A 21,982-nucleotide genomic window follows, 5' to 3' on the forward strand; every position below is an offset into this window, starting at 1 on the left:
CTTGTGGGATGACGCTACTCGCTAGGGGATATAGCGGAGTGGGGTAAACCACGCTGGGACTCAAAATCCTTGGCGCGCCCATTGGCAAATCGAAACTGATCAGCAACCGCTGAATGCAAAAGTTGTATGGGTGAGCCCGTATGAACCAGAGATATATTTGCAGCGACAACCATGTTCATAACATTCGTTGGCTCTGGCTGGCACTGAAGTGGTTCGACACCACGCTTTTCGCGCTTGTTGTCGCGCGACTGCGGCCTGCTCCCGAGCCGAGCGGTCGTCCGTTAGCAGATATCACTCGAAAAGTAGCTTGATGATATTTGAAATATTAAAAGTGAAAATCACTACTTATCACACATTTAGCGAAAAAAAATTAAAAGGACCGACAATAAACAATCAACAAAGCCCCCCCCAATCAAACCGAACCCCCTTCTAAATCCATAAAAATAACATAAAAACAGAGGAAATTAACATGCACAAAACTATCGGAAGCTTTGAAATAGGAGTTATGATCGACGACAGAACGACCACTCCCCCTCCCCCCTCTCCGACCAAGCGAACGCGTACATCTATCTTTGATTTCCTAATAAAAGTATTTGCAGATTTCAGCATGAATTACTAACCCCTAACAAGTCAGCTTCCAACTAGACTCTGCAGAGGAAATAAAAATGCTTTTTGAAAGCAAGGTAAAAAAGCTTTCTGACGAGGTCACTAGTTACCTATCTACGCTCCTGAATGGGCAGCCACGCAGCGGCAAAGCAAGCCGTTTAATGAGCCAACACCCTAATCTTATCAAATGCTTGGAGCATCTTCAGAGAAACTGGATTGAACTGGAGTCCAAGCATGCCATGAGTGAACCAGAACCTAGGACCGACCAGTTGATCGCCGACCTAAAAGACTGTCTGCGTAAAGCTAAGATCGAATTATCGCTTCTTCGGCAGGAGCTGGAGTCATCAAAATCTCTTACATATGAAACATGCCTCGAGCTAGAAAACCACCAGAGGAAAGAGCGAATTTGGGAGATCACAAAACAAACACTTACTGAAGGGTGCTGGGAGCTGATCATAATTAACGGCGATATAAATAATCCAGCCAATAAGCTACATTTTTCCACACAGTTTAGAGAGCTAATAGGCTATTCAGAAGAGGAATTTCTCAACGGTTGGGATAGCTACGTTGCGATCGTTCACCCAGAGGACCTCGAGAGAGTTACAAAAGCTCTAGATGACTACTGCAGAACCGGAGACTTTGACTCGTCCTATGTTGTTGAGTATAGGATGCGTCACAAGACTAAAGGCGAAACCTGGTACCGCGAGAAAGGTAGAGGGGTTCGAGATCAAAATGGCCAGCTTTGGCGGGTCATCGGAGCGTTGCGAGACATCTCTGACGAGAAACTCGCCGAAGCTATGCACTCAAGGGAATTGGCGAATATTCAAGTGACCTATGGGCAGATTTCCCAGGTCGTAGGAGTAATCAAAGGCATCGCAGACCAGACCAATATGTTGGCGCTAAATGCAGCAATTGAGGCAGCCCGTGCCGGTGATGTGGGCCGAGGTTTTTCCGTCGTGGCAGATGAGGTGAAGAAGCTGGCCGGTCGAACTCGCGAATCCACCCAGAAAATCCAGGAAATGCTTTCGAACTCCAAGACTTCCTAGGCAATCCCTACTTCCATTAGTGTGGCATCGAGGAGTGGCTGTAGTTGTCTAATGAAATCTATGGCCCCCCATTAAGTCGAGAATACTCGCCAGATAGAGATACCTGATGAGCCAACTCGTTACTTTTCCGCTAAATTCAAACGAGAAGGTCGAAGACCTCTTACTCGATCAAGGCTTTAGCAATATCGAATCCTGCTGCTCTGGGGGGGGGTGGGGGGGCGAAGAAGATCTTCTGCTCGAGTTGGTCTGCAGTGAGCAACGGAAAGCCGGTTGGCACCCGATACCAGTAAAGCGGAAGCTGAATGCCACAGGATGCTAGGGCGCCGAGAATCGTAACAATGATGCTGACCTATCGAATACTGTACATATACAGCCATCCTGTAGCTTTCGTTCAGATCAATCCCTTCGAAGTAGATGGTGCCAGACGAGAAGGTCGAAATGGTTCCCCGTTCGCGAGCCGAGCGTATTTTGGCTGTGGTTCTGCCCCTTATCTCGCTGTTTCTTAGAGGGGGACATCACAGGTCTTCCTCGGCAACCGAATTTTACTTCTCGATACAAAGATACGAACGTATCTTTGTAACGGAGGGTTACAAGACTCTCTGAACCTTCCGGTTCAGTGACTTCAGTCTGTCTTTCACCAGATCGATGTCACGCTTTCCCGTCTTTTGAGCGGTCTACTTGAACGCGTGCAAATGGGAAGAGGTCGTATGCGCTGCGCAAACTGCGGATTCGAGAATCCTTCCGGGGCAAGCTTCTGTGAAGCGTGCTGCACCAGACTGTCTTGCAGCTGTCCGCGCTGTGGCTACGAGGCTAGCCTTGGCGCCAAATTCTGCAGTGAATGCGGCGCGGCGTTGACCGAAGCACCTGCTGCGCGCTCACCGCGCCCCCGGTCTGTTTCAGGGCCCTCTCCAGCGCCCATTCATTACACGCCTCACTACCTTGCCGAGCGCATCCGCGCCGAACAGGCGGCCATGGAAGCCCGGAGCGAGACCGCCGGTGAACGCAAGACCATCACGGCGCTGTTTGCCGACATGGCCGGCTCCATGGCGCTGATACACAACCTAGATCCGGAAGAGGCCCAGCGCCTGATCGAGCCTGTCGTTGCGATGATGATGGAAGCCGTCCACTACTATGAAGGCTACGTGGCCAAGACACTGGGCGATGGCATCCTCGCGCTGTTCGGCGCCCCCATCGCACATGAAGACCATCCGCAGCGGGCGCTGTATGCGGCACTGCGTATGCAGGAGGCGATACGCCGACATGGCGACCGTATTCGTCTGGAGAAAGGCATTCCGTTGCAAATCCGCGTCGGCATCCACACCGGAGAGGTCGTCGTGCGTTCGATCCGCACGGACAATTTGCACACCGATTACGATCCGGTCGGGCACACGATCCACATTGCGTCCCGGATGGAAGGAATTGCCGCGCCATCGTCGATCCTGGTGAGCGAGTCCACTTACAAGCTGGCTGAGGGCTATTTCGAGTTCAGGACTCTGGGTGCCACCCAGGTCAAAGGCATCCCCGAGCCTCTCGTGGTGTACGAGGTGCAGGGTATCGGCGCGCTGCGCACGCGCCTGCAACTGTCGGCACATCGCGGACTGGCCAGGTTCGTCGGCCGCCAGGTCGAGTTGGATAATTTGCATCAGGCACTAGAGCAGGCCAAAGCGAGCCACGCGCAGGTCGTTGCCGTGGTAGGCGAGGCCGGGGTCGGGAAGTCGCGGCTGTTCCATGAGTTCAAGGAACGCTCGCGGCGCGGCTGTCTGGTGCTGGAGACGTTCTCAATGTCCCACGGCAAGGCCTTTGCATATGTTCCACTCATCGAGCTACTGAAAAACTATTTTCAGATAACGGCCTTGGACGACGAGCGGCGGTGCCGGGAAAAGGTCATGGGCAAGACCCTGACGCTCGAGCGCAGCTTCGAGGATCTCGTTCCCTACTTACTCTACCTGCTGGGTATTGGCGAACGCAGTTCGGCACTCGCGGAAATGGATCCGCAGATCCGACGTGATCGCATGTTCGACGCGATTATGCAGCTTCTGACGCGCGAGAGTCGCAATCAGCCGATCGAACTGCTGTTCGAGGACCTGCAATGGCTGGACCGCGAGACCGAAGCATTCCTAGCGTGCCTCATCGACCGCGTGGCGAATGCTCCGATCCTGCTCCTAGTGAACTACCGGCCTGAATATCAGCCTGCGTGGACGCGCGCGGGCCATTGCAGCCAGCTGCGACTCGAACCGCTGGGCCCGGCCGAAGCCCAGGCACTGCTCGCGGCCCTGCTTGGGGACGATCCCACTCTCGTCCCCCTCAAACAGCTCATCCTGAAGAAGACGGAGGGCAACCCTTTCTTCATGGAGGAAGTGGTCCAAACGCTGCTCGAGGAGAAATCGCTGCTCGGCGAACCTGGCCATTACCGGATCGAGCAAACTCCGGCTGCGCTGCATATTCCCACCACCGTGCAGGGTGTGCTTGCCGCCCGTATCGACCGGCTCCCAGTTGCGCAGAAGGAATTGCTGCAGACACTCGCCGTCATCGGCAAGGAATTTTCGTTCAGTCTGCTCCAGCGCATCTGTGATGGATGGGGCGCTCGGGCGGACGACGATTTGCGCGATCTGCTGGCCCGACTGGAGGCCGCGGAGTTCATTTACCAGCGACCCGCATTTCCGGAGGTGGAGTATTCGTTCAAGCATGCGCTGACCCAGGAGGTCGCGGGCAACTCGCTACTCACGGAGCGGCGTAGCGCACTGCACGAGCGCACGGCGCAAGCCATCGAGGCACTGTTCCCCACCCACATCGCGGATTACTGCAGCGAACTGGCGCACCACTACAGGCTGAGCGGCAATGTCCCGAAGGCCGTGGAATACCTGCACCGTACCGGGCAACAGGCCCTCCAGCATTCCGCCCATCTCGATGCGATGCGTCACCTCGGCGCGGCGCTGGAATTGCTCGAGCATTTGCCCGACACGCCCGCGCGTGCTCATCAGGAACTGACGTTGCTACTCTCCCTGGGGCCGGCCTTGATGGCCATGCGAGGCTATGGTGCGCCCGAGGTTGCAGCCACCTACACCCGCGCACTGACGCTATGCGCGCAAGTAGGCGACGCCTCAGTGTTTATTCCGGCGCTGCTGGGGCTGCGGACTTACTACTCTTTGCTTCCGAAATATTCAACTGCATGCGAATTGTGTGAACGATCACTCAGTATCGCACAAACTACGCAGGATCCGGACTTGCTTGTGGAAGCCCATGCCGCACTCGGTTCGACACTGTTTTTCCAGGGTGATCTGCGCAATGCCTATGAACACCAGGAGCGGGCGCGTGTCCTCTACAACCCGGACCTTCATCGCACACATGCCATTACGTACGGCATGGATCCGGGCTACGCCCTGATATTGTCAGCCTGGAGCCTTTGGTACTTGGGTTTCCCCGATCAGGCAAGTACGCGCAGCCGGGAGGCCCTGGCTCTAGCCAAGAAGGTTTCCCACCCGTTCAGCTTGGCATGCACCCTTTCTGCTACGTCGGCATTGGGACAGTTTCGGCACGACGTACGACTCACCGAAGAGTGTGCTGATGCCGCCATCAAGCTTTCACTCGAACAAGGGTTTCCGTTTTACTTGGCATGGGGGACTATTCTCCAAGGTTGGGCTCGCGCCGAACAGGGAAACATTGACGAGGGAATCGCTCAGATGACCAAGGGAATTGCCTCTTACAAAGCAGCTGGAGCAGCGCTTGGATGTTCTTATTTTCTGGCCCTGCTGGCCGCAACTTATGGGCGCGCCGGGCAACCGCAGACAGGATTGGAAGCCGTGGCCGACGCTCTGGCTATGGTGAGCAGAACAGGCGAGCACTTTTACGAAGCAGAACTGTACCGGCTCAAGGGAACGCTTATCCTCCTGTGTCCGGGCGAAGTCAGCCAGGATTCTTCCGTGCAGCAGCAAGCGCAAGCATGCTTTCACAAGGCGATCTCAATCGCTCGGCAAAAAGGGGCAAAGTCACTCGAACTACGAGCCACAGTGAGCCTTGCTCAACTATTGGAAACACGAGACAGGGAGGCTGCCAGGAAAATGTTGGCCGACATTTACGGTTTCTTCACCGAAGGCTTCGACAGCGTTGATCTGCTAGAAGCCAAGGCGCTGCTCGATGCATGGGGATCAAGCGCGGGGTGAACGATCGATAATGCAAGGTGCCGAAAGGAGCATCGGCATTTCGTCGGCGAGCGCGTGACGGGGCGAAGCGCCGCAACATGTTCCGATTCCGCTCAGCACCGAGGAGTCCTCGAATGACCACGAAGAACGGAAAGCCTCGGAGCAGTGACGAGCGAAAGGCGGTCGCGCTGGCTTTGCAGGGTGGCGGAATGCACGGTGCATTCACTTGGGGCGTTCTCGATCGGTTACTCGAAGACGGCAGGCTAACTATTGAAGGGGTTAGCGCAACCAGTGCTGGTGCGATGAATGCCGTCGTGCTGGCCTACGGTATGCTGCAAGGTGGCGAGGTCGGCGCGCGCCAGGCGCTGCACGATTTCTGGTACGCCGTGGCACAGTCCGCCGAGCGTCACAACCCGTTGCGCTGGATGCCATGGTTGAAAGGGACACACAGCTTCGGTCTGGACTATTCACCCATGTATACGTTCGCGGACATGGCTCTTCGCATATTTTCGCCGTACCAGTTCAATAGTCGCAACTTGAGTCCATTGCGAGATGTGCTGGATAAGCAGCTAGATTTCGCAGCTTTACGAAGCCAATGCCCGTTCCACCTCTATCTATGCGCGACCAATGTGGAGACGGGGAAAATACGCATTTTCACGGGCGAGGACGTCTGCCCCGAAGCAGTGCTTGCTTCGGCCTGTGTGCCAACCTTGTTCCAGGCGATCACAATCGATGGGCAGTACTACTGGGATGGCGGTTATATGGGCAACCCGGCTATTTTCCCCTTGATCTACCACTGCAATACGCGCGATGTGGTGATTGTCCACATTAACCCGCTCGTCCGCCCGGGAGTGCCCATTACAGCCGCCGACATCCTCAATCGCATCAGTGAAATCAGCTTCAACTCGTCGCTGATGCGCGAGATGCGCACAATCGCTTTTGTCACAGACCTCATCCAACAAGACAAGGTCGATCGCAAGGAGATGAAGGAGATGCTGATCCACTCCATTAAATCAGACACGGCGATGTGCGCACTCAGCGTGTCCAGCAAGTACAACGCGGACTGGAGTTTCCTTTGCAAACTGCGCGACAACGGACGCCGCGAGGCCGAAACGTGGCTCACGGAGAACTACCGGAATATTGGTGAGCGGTCGAGTATCGACATCCGTAAGGAATTTCTTTGAACGCCATAGTGATGGGCTGAATGGCCTTTTCAACACAAAAACAAACGCCCCGAATAAGTCGGGGCGCTATTGGTAGCGTAGCTAGAGTGTTTTCACACAATCTGTCGAAGGGCCCCTTTTTACTCAAACAGAAAACACTTGTTCAGCCAGGACTCACAGCGTCGAAACCGTGCTCGACTGATTCAGACCTTTGCTACGCTGATCTCTTCCACGGAGGAATCAGAATGTCGAACGCAGACCTACTCCCTTCTCTACTCTTCAAGATCAATCTGAATCAATTGGCCCTCGAAGCCGCGATCATGGAGCTTACCCTTTGGGTCGAGCGGCATGGCGCAGGTGAGGTTGGATCGCTCGACAACAAGGGGCAAAGTCACTCGAGCTACGAGCCACCGCGAGCCTTGCTCAACTATGGGAAACACAAGACAAGGGGGCGGCCAGGCAGATGCTGACCGACATCTATAGTTTCTTCACCTAAGGCTTCAACCGCGTTGATTTGCTACAAGCCAAGGCGCTGCTCGATGCATGGGCACTCAGCGGGGGCTGAACGATCGGTTGCTCAAGGGAGGCAGGCTTGCCATTGAAGGGGTGAGCGCAACCAGTGCCGGCGCGATGAATGCCTTCGTGCTGGCCTACGGCATGCTGCAGGCCGACGAGGCTGGCGCACGCCAGGCGCTGCTCGATTTCTGGTACGCCGTGACGCAGTCCGTCGAGCGTCATAATCCGTTGCGCTGGATGCCATGGTTGAAAGGGACGCACAGCTTCAGCCTGGACTATACGCTCATGTGGAAGCCAGGGCGATTCATAGGGCCGTGGGGTGCAGAAGCTGAACTACTCAGCATCCTATAGAGTTCAGCCCACCCCACAGATCCTCCCTGCAACTACCCAGTTAGAAAGTTAGACAAGTCCGCTCAATCGCCTTTGCCAGCATATCCGACATTTTGTCGACCGCGGCCACACTCTGGATGAGATCATTTCTCACCTCAATATAGGCGTTTGGGACTCCGACCGAAATGCCGTGGCGATCTAACGTGAACCAGTCATTTTCCTTGAAGCTATAAGGTTCATTATCATCCACTCGAAACACGTCCTGTTGCTCGATGGCATTAATGAGCCGGAGCGGCAGCCTGTCGTCATGCTTCCACATTACGCCGACTTCGCAACTCCGAAATGTATTGTCCCAGAGCGGCGAAAAGGAATGAATTGAGATGATGGCTTTGGCGCTATAGACCTTCCCCTCAACCCAGTCAGCGACCACCTTTTCCACAGGGTGCCGAGCGACCTGCTCACGAATATCCCGTTCAGCTTCATTCAAATTCAGATTACCCGGAATGGGTATTCCTCCAATATCGAGTCGAATGCAGCCTGGATCATATTTTTTCCTGTTGTAATCAAGAAAAAGCCGGGAATAGTTCGAGACAATTGCCGTTGCGCCAAGTTTTCTTGCGACCGACAGCGTCAAATCCCTGGCCCCAAGGTCCTGACAAAAATGGGTCTCAAGAAAAGCCTCCGGCAGACCAAGATTGTCCCAGGCCGCCGGAATGCGTCGCCCACCGTGCTCGCACAGCAGAACGATGTCCGCGTTCTCGCTGCCTGGTGTGACGGTGACCGCCTCATTCGCAAAGCGCGCGATCTCATCCGCTTCCATCGTCCCATACAGACTCATTACAGAGCTCTCAGATGGAAGGACTTGACGTCCATGACCCCCAGAAGCCCTTCCTTCCCGTTGCCTCGGCCTAGACCAGAGAGCTTCTGCCCACCCCAAGGCAGGTAAAGATCGGCATGATCGCAACGGTTGACGAAAACCGTGCCAGCATCGAGCTGGCTGACTAAGCCGAGGCCTGCGTCGAGATCACTCGTCCAGACACTAGCGGTCAGACCAAATTTGCTGTGGTTCATCAGGCGAATAGCTTCTGCATCATCACACACTGTCTGAACGCAGGCGACAGGCCCAAAAGTCTCCTCCTGCATGATATTCATCTCGGCTGTCAGACCAGTCAGAAGAGTCGGTGCCAAATAGCAGGAGGCGTCTTCAACCGAAAGTTCCAGCCCTGGCTCAACATATTCCTTAGCCCCCATAGCAATTGCTCCACGGATTTGGCTGCGAATGAACTCTGCCGCCGAAGCCTTAACCACAGGTCCAACCGTCGTCGCTGGATCCATTGGATGCCCCAGCTTGTACTTCTGCATCTCGCTACGGAAACACTCGAGGAACGGGTCCCGAATCGACTCATGTAAATAGATGCGCTCGACCGAACAGCAGGATTGGCCAGCATTTGAGAAACAACCGTCGGCGATTTCTGCCGCCGCTTTCGCGATATCGGCATCGGGGCGGACATAAGCGGGATCCTTGCCGCCGAGTTCAAGATGGACATGGGTCAAAGTACCCGCCGCTGCTGCGTGGACGGCAAGTCCTCCGCCGACAGACCCGATGAAGTTCACCCCTTTGACCACGCCAGACTTGATAACGCCTGAAACCTGATCATGGCCGAGCTCGAGCACTTGGAGTACTCCCTCAGGTCCACCGATGGCCTCATACGCCTCTTTGACAATCCTTCCGATCTGGGTGGTCTGAGCTGCGTGCTTTAAGATAACGGTGTTACCACCAAGAATCGGAGTGACGATCAACCAAGGCAGTAGACCGAGCGGATAGTTCCACGGAGCGATCGACAAGTGCACTCCTTGGCCGCTGCGGCGCACAAAACGCGTAACCTGACTATCCGAGAGATATCTTTCATCACCGAGCTCCTCCAGCGCTTCGATCTGCGCCAGCGTCACTGTCTTAAATCGCTGCGCTTCATTAGCCTGTGCAAAAGGTCGCCCGATGGAAAGCGTCACAGCCCTGGACAATTCATCAGCACGTTTGAGCAATTCATTCGCCAGCGCCTCAACCAACTGCGCACGCTCTAGTTTGGACGACAGTCTCCAGGTCTTGAAAGCAGTTACAGCTGCATCGAGCGCAGCGCTTACCTCTGCGTCGCTGGAAGTATTGCCCACCAACAGATTTCGACCATCGATTGGGGAAATGACATTAAATGTGGTCACATTTGTCTCCTTGCGGATTATTTTTATTACGCCAATTTAATTTCGCGGACTTCGAACTGTGCCCTTGGAAGCCACTGGGCTGAAGGACATGTTGTAAAGCCTTCCTTGGAATTCTTGCCAGATACACCCGCCGAAGGTGCGCACCCTTCGATGCTCGCAACGTGCGCGCTATCTCATCGCAGTTACAGCTGCATAACCGTCGTCAGAGATAGCACTTTAACGGTAGGTCCCCAGCCAAGATCACGCTCCCTTGACCAGACTCGACTGCATCTCCGCCTGACTCCTGAAGGAGATTAATAGGCAATATCCCATTAAGCAACATGTTTCGTTTATGACAACAAAAATTCCTAAAGGATATGCGATCTCCCTTGAGGAAAACGCTGATCAGATGCCGAAACGATCAGCCCAGCGGCAACAAATGCGGGCAAAAGCACGGTATTGACGATCCGCACCGTGGCTAGGAAAACGGGCGCCCTCACAGCCCCTTGGTCCTACCTCCATTGGCGAACAGATAAGCACAGTGCGGCTTCGCCGCACCGAACACCGCGACAACTCGCGCCAGCGCGGTTTCAGTGCCGGCGCGCATGTCCATGGGCTCGATGGCGAGCCAGATGGTGTCGATGCGGATCATCGCAGCAGGTCTCGCAGGAAAGCGGAACATGTCGCTGCATTTTCTGCTGGCCAGCTCACCACGACTACGCCTTTTGAATGAGGCACTTCGATTCGAATCGTGGCCGGAAGAACTTGAGGGACCGCTGTCGAAGACAATGCCTTGACCGGAATAAAGGCAGTTTGCAGTGCCAGGTGTTTCTGCCCATGCACCCGAATCCATTTATGGACGAGGTTGGCATTGAGGTTGTGGGTCAAGGCGACATTGGCAATCGAGGTGTCAGCCTGCGCACACTCGGCGATGACCTGGGCCTTAAAGGACTTGGAATAGGAACGGCGTTCTTGTGGCATGGGCGTCCGCTTAAAAAGGCTAAAAATGGTGTCCACTTAAATTTAGGTGGACACCATCGCCTTAAGCGATGGCATCAGGAAGGTGTGTTGCCCGGACGGTTACTGTTGGCGCCAACGCCGAATTAACCTACGTGCCGACGCAATACTGACCCAACTCCAATCGGCAGAAATCCAGCACAGGAAATGGTTCGCTAGGTATCAAACTGGGTCAGTGGCATCTCGGTAACTGGATCAATTCGGAGTCGGCGCCAACAGGAGTCAGAAGCGCCCCAGCAAGCTCGCATTCACGCTACTGCCTATGCCCTGTTGAGCAAGAAAACGGGAGTTACGGACATATGCGCTCGGTAGTAATATTCTGAATCCCAGGTTCTTACCGCCAAGGTCGCGGTAAAGCGGTATCGATTTGCTCACCAGTTTGACGTTGATGCCGTGGCCCGGTGCGACGTTTGAGATAGACGCACCTCGCTGCAAAAATTCCTGAACGACTTGGGCTTTGAAGAATTTGAGGTAAGAGTGTCGTTTTATTACAGCAATCCGCTTGATGGGCTAGAAATGGTGTCCACTTAAATTGGTGTTCAGCATAGTCCTAGGCGCTGGGGTCAGGACGGCGTATTGGCCGGACGCTTACACTCATTGCTGAATGACTATCATTATTTATCACGTGCAATGCCCAACGACAAAAGGCGTTCTATCCTCATAGTAGCCTCGCGCATCAACTGGGTTAACTGTGGAAGTTCTCGCTCATCTTTACGATACTGCGGGATGGTCGCTGAGATGGAGCCACGAATTTCCCCATCGACAAAAAACGGTACAGCCAAGCCGAATGCACCAATGACCCGCTCACCATCCCCTGTTGCCCAGCCCCTTTCCTGAATACTTTTGAGCTCTGCATTGAGCACATCACGCGAAGTTATTGTTGTTTCTGTTATTTTTTTTAGCTCAATTGAATCAACAATTTTTTGATTGCAGTGAGCCAATACAGCCTTCCCAGCCGCTCCAGCATAGAGCGGAACTTCCACGTTGGTTTGCAACTTGTATTGAATAGGCCGCCAACCTTGGATTACCTCAAGAATCTCGGCCTTCTCGCTAGTTGCATCGTAGGAAAGAAACGCTATGGTCTCTCCAGTTTCTTTAACTAACTCCGATACAATTGATCGTGTTAAGTCCGCAAGATTGCCATAGCTGGAGCCTAACTTTGATGCCCATTGGTAGAGCTTCGCCCCAGGGTACAAAATATTGCCATTCAGACTAACAATCCCGGCTTGCGCGCCAGAAAATATAAGTCTCTTGGCCGTTGCCTCATTGCAGAGCAGTTGATCGTGAAGCCCTACAGTATTTTTGAGACCATTCGGGTAGGCACAAGCGAGTAGCAAAAGTCGCTCAAGTCGAGTAACTGTGGACTTCGTATCTTCAACCAAAATACTGGCCGCTCGCTGAAGACTGTTATGAATTCGAGAGTTAACTTCAACGACTATGTCTTCAGCAACGCTCTGCACCGCAACTTTCATATCTGCGGTAATTTTAGACGCAGCGTCACCCACAGAATGGACAGAGACGGCGATGATCAATCCATTTTCGAGGCTTTTTATTGCGATGGACAAAGCACTCGGAAATTCAGTTTCTGACAGAGGGCCAAGAGCATTGTGTTTGCTCAAGTTTCCGTCTGCGTCCCCAACATTATCCTGTGCACCCGCGAGCGATAGGTCGTCGAGAAATCTAGCAAAACTCCGACCTACATCCCCGAATGAAAGTGGATAGATCGTGCCCAGCTGTGGCCTAAACGTGAGAGTAGTTTTGGCCTCACTGCAAGCAGCTACAAAGTACCCATGGCTGACAGGACAGTACACAGAGATCAGCGCTGTGCTTTTGGTCGCATCAGCCAACTCACTGAGCGATCTATTATTGCTACCAAGCAATACGCTTGAGTCGCTCAACGCTTCGGTGAGGACGTTTATCCTCGGCCCTAAACTGTATTTCCCCGCTCCCATCTCGACAGCGAAGTCCCTTTCGACCAACGAGACTAATATCCGATTAACGGTACTTCGGCTCTCAGAAAGCTCTGCCGCAAGCTCCCGCACCCCCCAAGGTTCAGCATTGGCACGCCTGACAAGTGCGTCTACCACCTCAATCAACCTGGTATGGCTGGAAGCAGTAGAAGCTGCTGCAGAGGAGGAAATAGAGGGGTTTGATTGCGCCATCATGGGATAGACCGAGGTTTCGGGCCCCCATTCTGAAGGCTAAGGCCACCCAATCGCAAACGTCACACGGCTGTTGACAACCGTCTCAGTGTTCTACATTCTGGATAAAACAAAATCAGGACACTGTCCCATTTTTTGAATGGTTCAAAGTCCGATAACCTCCGAGGTGCCCATGAACAACAATAACGTGATGGCGGAGACTGCCATGCTGCCTGCCGAAGAAACGGAGCAAACGAGGAAAGCCAAGAAAGCCACGAGGGCTGCTGTATTCGGGACGTTTGTTGAGTACTACGACTTCAGCGTTTACGGATACGTTGCTGCGACCCTGGCAATGGTTTTCTTTCCTTCGGACGATGCGACGACGGGTCTACTAAACACATTCCTTGTGTTTGGTTCCGCATTTTTGGTACGGCCTCTCGGGGCTATCGCTTTCGGCTGGCTTGGTGACAAGGTTGGTAGACGTGCAAGCTTGATCGCGAGCATCACCTTGATGGGTGCTGCAGCCACGCTAATTGGTCTACTACCCGGCTACGCGACGATTGGTGTGTGGGCTCCCATCCTTTTGGTCGCATTACGCATGCTCCAAGGGTTTTCCGCCGGTGGAGAGATCGGTGGCGCAGCGAGCTACATACGTGAATGGGCGCCAGCTTCGAGGCGAGCGCTGTACATCTCATTCCTGCCTTCCATTGCTCAATTCGGCAAAGGCCTCGCCGCAGCAATTGCTGGTCTTGCCGCAGCGACTCTCACTGATCCTGAGATGCTCGACTGGGGCTGGCGCATTCCGTTCCTGCTGGCCTTGCCTCTCGGCATCATCGGCTTGTACATGCGGCTGAGCATTGAGGACAGTCCAGAGTTCGAGTCCAAGAAAGACGATGCTGAAGTCAAGAAAAGCCAGCCGTTCAAGGAATTAATTCGCGACTATCGGATGCCTCTGACCAAGGTAATCTTGATTGCGTTGGTACAGAACGTTGGCACCTACATCGGCACCGTATTCATCGCCGCGTATTTCAGTTCGATTCTCGGGTTCTCCAAGGGACAGGCATCAACCATCGTCCTGATCGCTGTGATTTTGGCCGCATTCCTAATCCCACTTGCTGGTCAGCTGGGATCCTATAAAGGTGGAAGGGCCATCCTGCGTTACTCCTATATCGCCTACGCCGTAGTGTCGATCCCTTCGTTCATGCTGATGCAGCAAGGCTCGGTCAATCTCGCAATCGCAGGTTTGGCACTGGGCATGATTCCGTACGCGCTTTGCCAAGCCGGCACCTACTCAGTGATGCCTGAATTCTTCCCAATGCATATCCGCCACACAGGTGTCGCTTTCGGGCACAGCGTGGGAGCCGTCATTGGTGGAGGAGCTGGCCCCTTCTTGGCGACATGGCTCATTGGTGCAACCGGTAATCAATTTACGCCTGCTTTCATCTTGTGCGCCGCAGGCGTGATGGGGCTGATCGTCATTTCGACCGTTCGCAAAAATGCCCCTGCTGACTCCACCTGTCATCAATTCTCCTGAGTTCAAATCATGCCTCTAATTTATGTCACCAGCCCGATCCATGAAGACGTCCTGCAGCAGCTTTCTACCTTAGGCGAGGTACGACTCGGCTACGGCGCCAATGCAGTCACTTACCAAGAGATTCAGAATCAGGTAGACGCGGTTTTTCTCAGAGGCGGCCATTTGACCGCTGAGATGATTGCCGTCTCTCCCAAGCTGCGAATCATCGCGCGCCATGGTGCAGGTTACGACAACGTCGACTACAAAGCTGCCGCAGAACTTGGGGTATGGGTAACCAACACGCCTGGCGCAAACAGAAGAAGTGTTGTGGAGCATGTATTTGCTTTGCTGCTGGGTATTAGCCGCAAGATTCAACTGGCAACAGATCAGACCCGCAACAACATTTGGGCGGCAGATCGACTGTCTCTTACAGGTATCGAGCTTGAGGGTCGCACTCTGGGCTTGATTGGATTTGGCGACATCGGTCGGCATGTTGCGCCCGTTGCTGAAGCTTTCGGCATGAAGGTGCTGGCGACTGACCCCGCTTATGACTCGAGCTTTGATAAACGTTTGGTAGACCTCGATACCTTACTGTCCCAAGCAGACGTCGTGAGCCTCCACGTGCCTCTGCAGACGGGCACTGAGAACCTCATTGGCGGGGCTGAAATCGAGAAGATGAAAACAGGCGCCATCCTGATCAACACCAGCCGTGGTGGCGTGATCGATGAAGCGGCGGTTGCTGAAGCCCTGCGCAGCGGCAAGCTGGGTGGTGCGGGCGTCGACGTGCTGGCTGCGGAAAACACCGACATGATCACCCCGTTCAGTTGCAACACGTTCCCCGTTTCAGACCTGCCCAACCTACTCGTCACGCCTCACGTTGCAGGACAAACCAATGAATCATTGCTGCGCGTTGGCATGAGCGCTGTAGAAGCAATTTCTGCAGTCTTGCGCGGTGAAGCGCCGCTGCACCCAGTCAACAAACCTGTCTCCAAGACGTTCAACTAACAGCGTTCCAAACGAGTCACGCCGAGGTCACCATGTTTATCAATGTATCTGATGAAAGCATCACAGTGAGCGAAGATTGGGAACGCGCATCCCTTAAAGAAATTAAAGATATATCGCATTACCCGGTCGCGCTAATTGGCGATGTTTTGCAGCGCATGGGAATGATGGCTTCCGCTATCCACCATGTTGCAGGTAAAGCTTCGTTCTACGGAACGGTACTACCTATCCTCACGTGGGAAGGTGACAACCTGGCCATCCACAGGGCATTGGACGATGCCAAGCCAGGTGATGTTCTCGTGATTAATGGCAACGGTGAAACTAACCGTGCTGTTTTTGGTGATCTGCTGGGTGAGGTTTGTCTTGCCCGCGAAGTCGCAGCTGTGGTCATCGACGGCGCAGTTCGAGATGTGGAGGAGCTGAACGTCATGGGGCTGCCGACCTATGCGCGGGCTGTGAATCCAGCCGGCCCATCCAAGTACGGCCCGGGACAGGTCGGGGCGCCTGTCGCGTGCGGCAATGTAGTGTGCAACCCGGGCGACGCAATTTTGGGGGACAAAGACGGAATCATCGTTATCAGCCGCCACTTGGTTCCATCGCTCGCAGGCAAGCTCAAGATCCAAGATGGGATCGAGAATAGTTTTAGAGAGAAAGTCAGGGCGAGCATTCGTTGAGGGTCGTCGACGTTTGCAAGGGAGGTGTTATCAAGCCTCCCTTAAATGTCACTTGATCGTCCAAACATGCCCACGGGCATCGCACCTCCCCTACCGCCAACACGTAGTCAGTCAGAAAAGCCGCATGCCGGTTGGAGTTTTTATCATGATCGCCCGGTTGCCTCCGTCCAAAAATCAAAGCGTGAACTACGACGAATTTCTGAAGCAGCTTACTATAGCGGGCTTCCGGGGAGATATCGCCCACAGCTATGGCCAGCGGATGGTGCTTGCAACAGACAACTCGATTTATCAGCGTCTACCTCAAGCCGCCGTATTCCCCGTAGATGCTAAGGACGTAGAGATTCTCGCGACCTTGGCGGCTGATCCCGAGCATCGAGCTATTGTCTTGACACCACGAGGTGGCGGAACGGGAACCAATGGCCAGTCGCTGACCGACGGCATCGTCGTCGACATGTCACGTCACTTGAACAGCATTCTTGAAATCAATGCTGAAGAGCGCTGGGTGCGCGTTCAGAGTGGCGTGGTAAAGGATCAGTTAAATGCTGCGCTTAAACCCTACGGACTGTTCTTCGCGCCGGAATTGTCCACTTCCAACCGGGCAACGATTGGCGGCATGATCAACACTGACGCCAGTGGACAGGGAAGTTGCACCTACGGCAAAACCCGTGACCACGTGCTGGAGCTTTCTACGGTGTTGCTTGGCGGTGAATTACTCCACAGCGGCGTGGTGGGTCAAAGCGCTCTGGTGCAACAAACTGCGCGTCAGGATCGGATCGGTGAGGTTTATCGATGCGCTGTAGGCATTGCAGATAATCAAGCCGATCTGATCGAACGTACCTTTCCGAAATTGAACCGTTGCCTCACCGGCTATGACCTGGCGCACCTTCGCGAGCAGGGTGGCCGGTTCAACCTCAACAGTGTGCTGTGCGGCTCCGAAGGATCGCTGGGTTTCATTGTTGAAGCCAAACTCAACGTCTTGCCGATCCCGAAGTATTCGATCCTGGTCAACGTCCGTTATACAGGCTTCATGGACGCGTTGCGTGATGCAAAGGCGTTGATGCTGCTCAGCCCATTATCGATTGAGACCGTGGATTCAAAAGTCCTGATGCTGGCGATGAAGGACATTGTCTGGCACGGCGTCGCCGAATACTTTCCAGAAGATCCAGGCACACCGACCTTGGGCATTAACCTCATTGAGTTCAGTGGCGACGACGAAGTCGCCGTCCAGCAAAGCGTTCATGACTTCGTCTTGCACCTGCAGCGCGATACGTCCGTGGTGCGGCTGGGCCACACGCTCGCCATTGGCGCCGATGCACTCAAGCGCGTCTATGCGATGCGTAAACGCGCGGTTGGGTTGTTGGGCAACGTCAAGGGTGAAGCCAGGCCGCAGCCCTTCGTTGAGGACACCGCTGTACCGCCGGAAAATCTTGCTGACTTCATTCAAGAGTTCCGCGCGCTGCTGGACAGCTATGAATTGCAGTACGGCATGTTCGGCCATGTCGACGCTGGTGTACTCCATGTACGACCGATTCTCGACATGAAAGACCCCGTCCAGGCAGCCCTGATCCGTCCCATTTCCGACGCGGTTGCAGCCTTAACTCAAAAGCACGGCGGCTTGCTGTGGGGCGAGCACGGGAAGGGATTGCGATCCCAATACGTGCCCGACTACTTCGGCGAGCTTTATCCGGCCCTGCAAAAGCTGAAAGCGGCGTTTGACCCTTGGAACCAACTCAACCCCGGTAAAATAGCAACGCCGAAAACGCGGCCTGACACCCGGCTGACAAGGGTTGACGAGGTTACGATACGCGGTGAACTTGACCGCACCATTGATGAGAGGGTTTGGCGCAGCTACGACACCGCACTGCACTGCAACGGGAACGGCGCTTGCTACAACTTCGATCCAGACGACGCCATGTGTCCGTCCTGGAAAGGCACCCGCAATCGCGTGCATTCACCTAAAGGACGCGCCTCGCTGATTCGCGAATGGTTGAGACTGCAGGGCCAGCAAGACATTGATATTTTGGCTGCGAGTGATCAAATACGATCAACCAGCAAAGTCACAGGCATCGCAAAACGAGCCATCAACACAGTCGCAAAAAAAATGGGCCAGCAAGACTTTTCTCACGAAGTCTATGAGGCGATGGCAGGCTGCCTGGCGTGTAAATCCTGCGCGGGGCAGTGCCCGGTCAAGGTCAACGTGCCCGAGTTCCGCTCCCGGTTTCTGGAGCTGTATCACAGCCGCTATCTGCGCCCGCTGAAGGACTACCTGATCGGCTCGCTGGAATACACGATTCCCTACATCGCACGCTTCCCGCGTCTGTACAATTTCGTCATGGCTGCTAGCCCCGTACGGTTAATCCTTGAGCATGTGGCCGGAATGGTCGATAGCCCTTTGCTCAGCATGACGGACTTTGACGCTGTATGCCGTCGATGGGGGGTTGAAATCGCCACCCCTGAACTTCTGTTGACACTGGAGAACGAACAGCGCGCTCGCAGCGTAATCCTCGTCCAGGATGCTTTTACCCGTTACTTCGAAACCCCTGTGCTATCGGATTGGATCGAACTGGTCTCAAGGCTTGGCTACCAGGTTTACATTGCCCCCTTCGCGCCCAATGGGAAACCGCTTCAGGTGCAAGGTTTTATAAAAGCGTTTGAAAAAGCAGCTCATTACAACAGCGAAGCTCTTGGTCAGCTTCAGCGCTACGAAATACCGCTTGTAGGACTCGATCCCGCGATGACGCTTGTGTATCGCCAGGAATATTCGAAGACACTGGGCGGCGACAAAGCACCCACCGTACTACTACCTCAGGAGTGGCTCGCCGGTGCGCTTCCACAGGCTCAAAGAGTCAAAGACGCCGCCCCGTATTACTTCTTTCCCCACTGTACTGAAAAGACAAATGAGCCGAGCAGTATCGGCCTTTGGCAGCAAGTCTATGAGCGAATGGGGCTGCAACTGAACGTTCAAGCCAGCGGATGCTGCGGCATGTCTGGCACGTATGGACACGAGACACAGAACGCGAAGATGTCTGACATTATCTACGGTCAGTCTTGGAGCCCGCTGGTAGAAAAATTCAACCGTTCAGGGCGCCTGTTGGCGGATGGGTATTCTTGCCGTAGCCAAGTTAAACGCAAGGATGGTGTGACGATTTTGCACCCGCTGCAGGCTCTTCTCGCTGTCGTGCGGGAGGAGAATCACTAAGTCATTAGTATGAGGCAGTTCAACCGCATCTCTCGTATGGAATCGAGTAGGAGGCGGATTTACATCCGCCGTCCTCTCACACCACCGAACGTACGGTTCCGTATACGGCGGTTCAAGCTATGCGGTTAAGTCGGTTCATCGTGTCCAGTACCGAGACTAGCCCAAGTTCGTCCCACAGCTTCTTCGGCAACGCCTGATTCATATGAGACGCCCCCGAACTCCACCATGGGCCGCGACCATTGAAGGCGGATTTGCAGGCGCGTGGTTCGCTAAGCCCCAAGCGTGCAGATCGGTGCACCTGCATCGCTCGTGGATTCGCGGATGCCCCTGCTCCCTCTTAACCAAATACCTCGGCACTGCGGCCCTAGCCCCTCTATCCGCAGGGTTGCAAAAATGCTCAAGGATTTAAGCGTCTGGAGTTGTCAAACCTGCCCATTCGCTCGCTGCGCCAGGATGATGGGGCCGTTCGCCTGCATTTAAGATTGTGTAGCGGGGTGCGAAACAGCTCGCGGTTCGGTGACTCACCTGAGCCAATACACCACCAGCCACCCAACGGTGCCTACGCATCGGCATGCGGCGCTCGATCAGTCGTTGAAAACCCTCTCGCTTTTATGCAATTGAAATAGCCGTACAGAAAGATTGCAGCAAACCGAGACTAAGGAAATGACGCCCTGTAACGGATTCCAACATTCGTGAATCCGATTCTGGCTGTATCTGTATCACGGTACTATATTATGTAAGGATCTCACTCAGTGACACGACGCTGAGTCGCTGGAGTCTGCGTTCCCTTCCTGACGCAATCCCGCCTGGTACTCGTCGCTGTCGCTGATAATCGTGCCAGCCCTGAGCTGCGTACCGCCGGCAAGGCGAAAAACACCGATGAACGGTCATGACCCGGGATAACCCCGAATTATCCCGGGTCAAAAACCCTGATCAACAAGCGTTCGATTTCTGGCTTTGTACACTGTAATTACATGCAACGTATTACAGGTCAAAAAACGGGGGAGGCGTTATGGCGCGCGAAGGCATCAACAAGCAACTGGTGCAGCACGCCAAAACCTCCCTGCTGGCCCAAGGCAAGCGCCCCACCATCGACGCGGTGCGCATCGCACTGGGCAATACCGGCTCCTACACCACCATCTCCCACTACCTGAAAGAACTCGAAGAAAAACCCAAGGCCACGCTTGAACGCCTCAGCGAGCCGCTGGCGCAGCTGGTGTTGAGCTTGAGTGAACAACTGCACGTCGAGGCCGAGGAGCAATTAACCCAAGCACAGGCGCAATTTTCTCTCGAGAACAATCAGCTGCAAGCACAGCTGCAAAGTGCGCAAAAGCGTATGGAGGAGCAGCAGTCCAACTTGGAGACACTGGAGACGCGGCTGCGCCAGGCGCAGCAACAGCGAGAAGAAGACCTGGTGCGACTAAGCCAACAAGCCTCGGAGCTATCGCTGGCGCAACAACGTGCTGAAAAATTAACCAGGCTGTTGCAGGAACAACACACGCAGATCGCAATACTGAATAATGAGCAACGGCATGCCACTGAAACTCTTGAACAGTTTCGCCTGGCGCGCCAGGACATTCAGGACACCCTGATGCAGCTGCACGCCCAACAAGTGACGCATCTGTCTGCAGAACTACGTCATAACTCTGATCAGCTCTCGAGCATGCAAACAGAGCTGTTGGAGCTCAATCGTGAAAACGCCCGACTCCTGCAGCAACTCAGCACTCGGCAAAATATGATGAAGGAACAATAACCCCCACCCGCCCACCTCATCAGTCGCTTGAGCAACGTGACGATCCGTCAGCAAAAGCCTGCAGCCCACATTCAGGTATTTCACGGGCATTGCTGATGGTGATCAACAGAGGTCCCCATAGCGCGACACCGACTGCGGCGCACCGCCTCGTTCCAATGACGGTCTTCCCCCCCGAGCGTTGACCGGGCCTCTCCCGCAGAGCTGCACCCTCCCTCATATCGCGGCACCAACTTAGCGATGACGCCATAGCCACCCAGTCACGACCGGATACGGAGCGCCGGACCGGGTTTCAAACGCCGAGCAGCACTGACCTACCTACTCAACCGTTAGATCGCCCCTACCAACCAGTGCCATTACCTATCCTCAAAGTGTCAACACCTCCACGAGCTACGTAGTAAATCGCCAACAATGGTAGATTAACTGTCTTACTAGACACCCAACTTATTGTATTTCTTCAAGTAATACCAAACGTCGGATGCCGAACCGGATAGATAACGTAGGTGTAATATCTTACAAAGCGAACCGTTTAACCCTTTTTAAGTGTGTCACCGGCCCTGTGAGCAAAAGAACGAGGGCACTTAGTCGCCCACACACTCCCCTCCAATCAGATCGGGTTACCCGAAAAGCTCAATAAATATCGAGCTCATCATTGGTCCTGGAAGGTAATTACTACATGACTGGACCGTT

Annotated in this window: 14 protein-coding genes and 4 pseudogenes; 12 read left to right on the forward strand and 6 right to left on the reverse strand. The window is 54.3% G+C overall.

From position 1 onward, the window contains the following. Positions 1-845: 845 nt before the first annotated feature. The 7 genes and pseudogenes from QZH45_RS21140 to QZH45_RS21170 all read left to right on the forward strand — a co-directional run. A pseudogene (locus QZH45_RS21140) lies at positions 846-1,391 on the forward strand (PAS domain-containing protein); the annotation flags it as partial. Positions 1,392-1,418: 27 nt separating this feature from the next. Continuing rightward, a pseudogene (locus tag QZH45_RS21145) lies at positions 1,419-1,631 on the forward strand (methyl-accepting chemotaxis protein); the annotation flags it as partial. A gap of 728 nt (positions 1,632-2,359) precedes the next feature. Continuing rightward, positions 2,360-2,500 (forward strand): annotated as a pseudogene (locus QZH45_RS21150) (zinc-ribbon domain-containing protein); the annotation flags it as partial. Between the two features lie 3 nt (positions 2,501-2,503). Then, positions 2,504-5,812 carry an adenylate/guanylate cyclase domain-containing protein gene (locus QZH45_RS21155; protein ID WP_432783808.1) on the forward strand — a complete coding sequence of 1,103 codons (3,309 nt, stop codon included), beginning with the start codon at positions 2,504-2,506 and terminating at the stop codon, positions 5,810-5,812. A gap of 113 nt (positions 5,813-5,925) precedes the next feature. Continuing rightward, positions 5,926-6,975, forward strand: coding sequence for a patatin-like phospholipase family protein (locus tag QZH45_RS21160; RefSeq protein ID WP_432783533.1), 1,050 nt, complete (start codon positions 5,926-5,928; stop codon positions 6,973-6,975). Positions 6,976-7,199: 224 nt separating this feature from the next. Then, positions 7,200-7,424, forward strand: a complete 225-nt coding sequence (locus QZH45_RS21165) for a hypothetical protein (RefSeq protein WP_432783534.1) — start codon at positions 7,200-7,202, stop codon at positions 7,422-7,424. Positions 7,425-7,497: 73 nt separating this feature from the next. Next, positions 7,498-7,821, forward strand: a complete 324-nt coding sequence (locus tag QZH45_RS21170; protein ID WP_432783535.1) for a hypothetical protein — start codon at positions 7,498-7,500, stop codon at positions 7,819-7,821. A gap of 40 nt (positions 7,822-7,861) precedes the next feature. On the opposite strand, the gene QZH45_RS21175 is transcribed toward QZH45_RS21170, so the two are convergent. From QZH45_RS21175 to QZH45_RS21195, 5 genes are all read right to left on the reverse strand, one after another. Continuing rightward, positions 7,862-8,638: an N-formylglutamate amidohydrolase gene (locus QZH45_RS21175; protein WP_432783536.1), complete on the reverse strand. Its 777-nt coding sequence runs from the start codon at positions 8,636-8,638 to the stop codon at positions 7,862-7,864. After that, positions 8,638-10,017 (reverse strand): aldehyde dehydrogenase family protein, encoded by a 1,380-nt coding sequence (locus tag QZH45_RS21180; RefSeq protein WP_432783538.1) that lies wholly within the window; start codon positions 10,015-10,017, stop codon positions 8,638-8,640. Before QZH45_RS21180 ends, QZH45_RS21175 begins: the two co-directional genes overlap by 1 nt. Before the next feature lie 475 nt (positions 10,018-10,492). Next, complete coding sequence (locus QZH45_RS21185; protein WP_432783540.1) at positions 10,493-10,648, reverse strand: hypothetical protein; 156 nt, start codon at positions 10,646-10,648, stop codon at positions 10,493-10,495. Continuing rightward, positions 10,645-10,977 carry an IS66-like element accessory protein TnpA gene (tnpA, locus tag QZH45_RS21190; protein ID WP_432783541.1) on the reverse strand — a complete coding sequence of 111 codons (333 nt, stop codon included), beginning with the start codon at positions 10,975-10,977 and terminating at the stop codon, positions 10,645-10,647. Before tnpA ends, QZH45_RS21185 begins: the two co-directional genes overlap by 4 nt. A gap of 650 nt (positions 10,978-11,627) precedes the next feature. Beyond that, the gene (locus QZH45_RS21195) at positions 11,628-13,178 is read right to left on the reverse strand and encodes an IclR family transcriptional regulator domain-containing protein (RefSeq protein ID WP_432783542.1); all 1,551 of its coding nucleotides are present in this window, start codon (positions 13,176-13,178) and stop codon (positions 11,628-11,630) included. Positions 13,179-13,347: 169 nt separating this feature from the next. Here QZH45_RS21195 and QZH45_RS21200 point away from each other — a divergent pair, with 169 nt between their 5' ends. The 4 genes from QZH45_RS21200 to ydiJ all read left to right on the forward strand — a co-directional run bounded on the left by QZH45_RS21200 (position 13,348) and on the right by ydiJ (position 19,542). After that, positions 13,348-14,688 (forward strand): MFS transporter, encoded by a 1,341-nt coding sequence (locus tag QZH45_RS21200; RefSeq protein ID WP_432783543.1) that lies wholly within the window; start codon positions 13,348-13,350, stop codon positions 14,686-14,688. 9 nt (positions 14,689-14,697) lie between these two features. Beyond that, positions 14,698-15,672, forward strand: a complete 975-nt coding sequence (locus QZH45_RS21205; protein ID WP_432783545.1) for a hydroxyacid dehydrogenase — start codon at positions 14,698-14,700, stop codon at positions 15,670-15,672. A gap of 32 nt (positions 15,673-15,704) precedes the next feature. Beyond that, entirely contained in the window at positions 15,705-16,343 is a 639-nt protein-coding gene (locus QZH45_RS21210; RefSeq protein WP_432783546.1) for an RraA family protein, read from the forward strand. Between the two features lie 145 nt (positions 16,344-16,488). Beyond that, entirely contained in the window at positions 16,489-19,542 is a 3,054-nt protein-coding gene (ydiJ, locus tag QZH45_RS21215) for a D-2-hydroxyglutarate dehydrogenase YdiJ (protein WP_432783548.1), read from the forward strand. A 112-nt stretch (positions 19,543-19,654) separates the two neighbouring features. Here ydiJ and QZH45_RS21220 read toward each other — a convergent pair. Then, positions 19,655-19,825: pseudogene (locus QZH45_RS21220) on the reverse strand (group II intron reverse transcriptase/maturase); the annotation flags it as partial. 729 nt (positions 19,826-20,554) lie between these two features. Here QZH45_RS21220 and QZH45_RS21225 point away from each other — a divergent pair. Then, entirely contained in the window at positions 20,555-21,295 is a 741-nt protein-coding gene (locus QZH45_RS21225; RefSeq protein ID WP_432783549.1) for a DNA-binding protein, read from the forward strand. Positions 21,296-21,982: the final 687 nt, after the last annotated feature.

The sequence above is a fragment of the Pseudomonas corrugata genome (genome assembly GCF_050920615.1).
Classification (GTDB): Bacteria; Pseudomonadota; Gammaproteobacteria; order Pseudomonadales; family Pseudomonadaceae; genus Aquipseudomonas; species Aquipseudomonas corrugata.

Coding starts and splice junctions, on each gene's coding strand:
- QZH45_RS21200 (WP_432783543.1), top strand. CDS start 13,348: ATGAACAACAATAACGTGATGGCGGAGACTGCCATGCTGCCTGCCGAA.
- QZH45_RS21160 (WP_432783533.1), top strand. CDS start 5,926: ATGACCACGAAGAACGGAAAGCCTCGGAGCAGTGACGAGCGAAAGGCG.
- QZH45_RS21205 (WP_432783545.1), top strand. CDS start 14,698: ATGCCTCTAATTTATGTCACCAGCCCGATCCATGAAGACGTCCTGCAG.
- QZH45_RS21165 (WP_432783534.1), top strand. CDS start 7,200: ATGTCGAACGCAGACCTACTCCCTTCTCTACTCTTCAAGATCAATCTG.
- QZH45_RS21195 (WP_432783542.1), bottom strand. CDS start 13,178: ATGATGGCGCAATCAAACCCCTCTATTTCCTCCTCTGCAGCAGCTTCT.
- QZH45_RS21225 (WP_432783549.1), top strand. CDS start 20,555: ATGGCGCGCGAAGGCATCAACAAGCAACTGGTGCAGCACGCCAAAACC.
- QZH45_RS21175 (WP_432783536.1), bottom strand. CDS start 8,638: ATGAGTCTGTATGGGACGATGGAAGCGGATGAGATCGCGCGCTTTGCG.
- tnpA (WP_432783541.1), bottom strand. CDS start 10,977: ATGCCACAAGAACGCCGTTCCTATTCCAAGTCCTTTAAGGCCCAGGTC.
- QZH45_RS21170 (WP_432783535.1), top strand. CDS start 7,498: ATGGGCACTCAGCGGGGGCTGAACGATCGGTTGCTCAAGGGAGGCAGG.
- ydiJ (WP_432783548.1), top strand. CDS start 16,489: ATGATCGCCCGGTTGCCTCCGTCCAAAAATCAAAGCGTGAACTACGAC.
- QZH45_RS21185 (WP_432783540.1), bottom strand. CDS start 10,648: ATGATCCGCATCGACACCATCTGGCTCGCCATCGAGCCCATGGACATG.
- QZH45_RS21210 (WP_432783546.1), top strand. CDS start 15,705: ATGTTTATCAATGTATCTGATGAAAGCATCACAGTGAGCGAAGATTGG.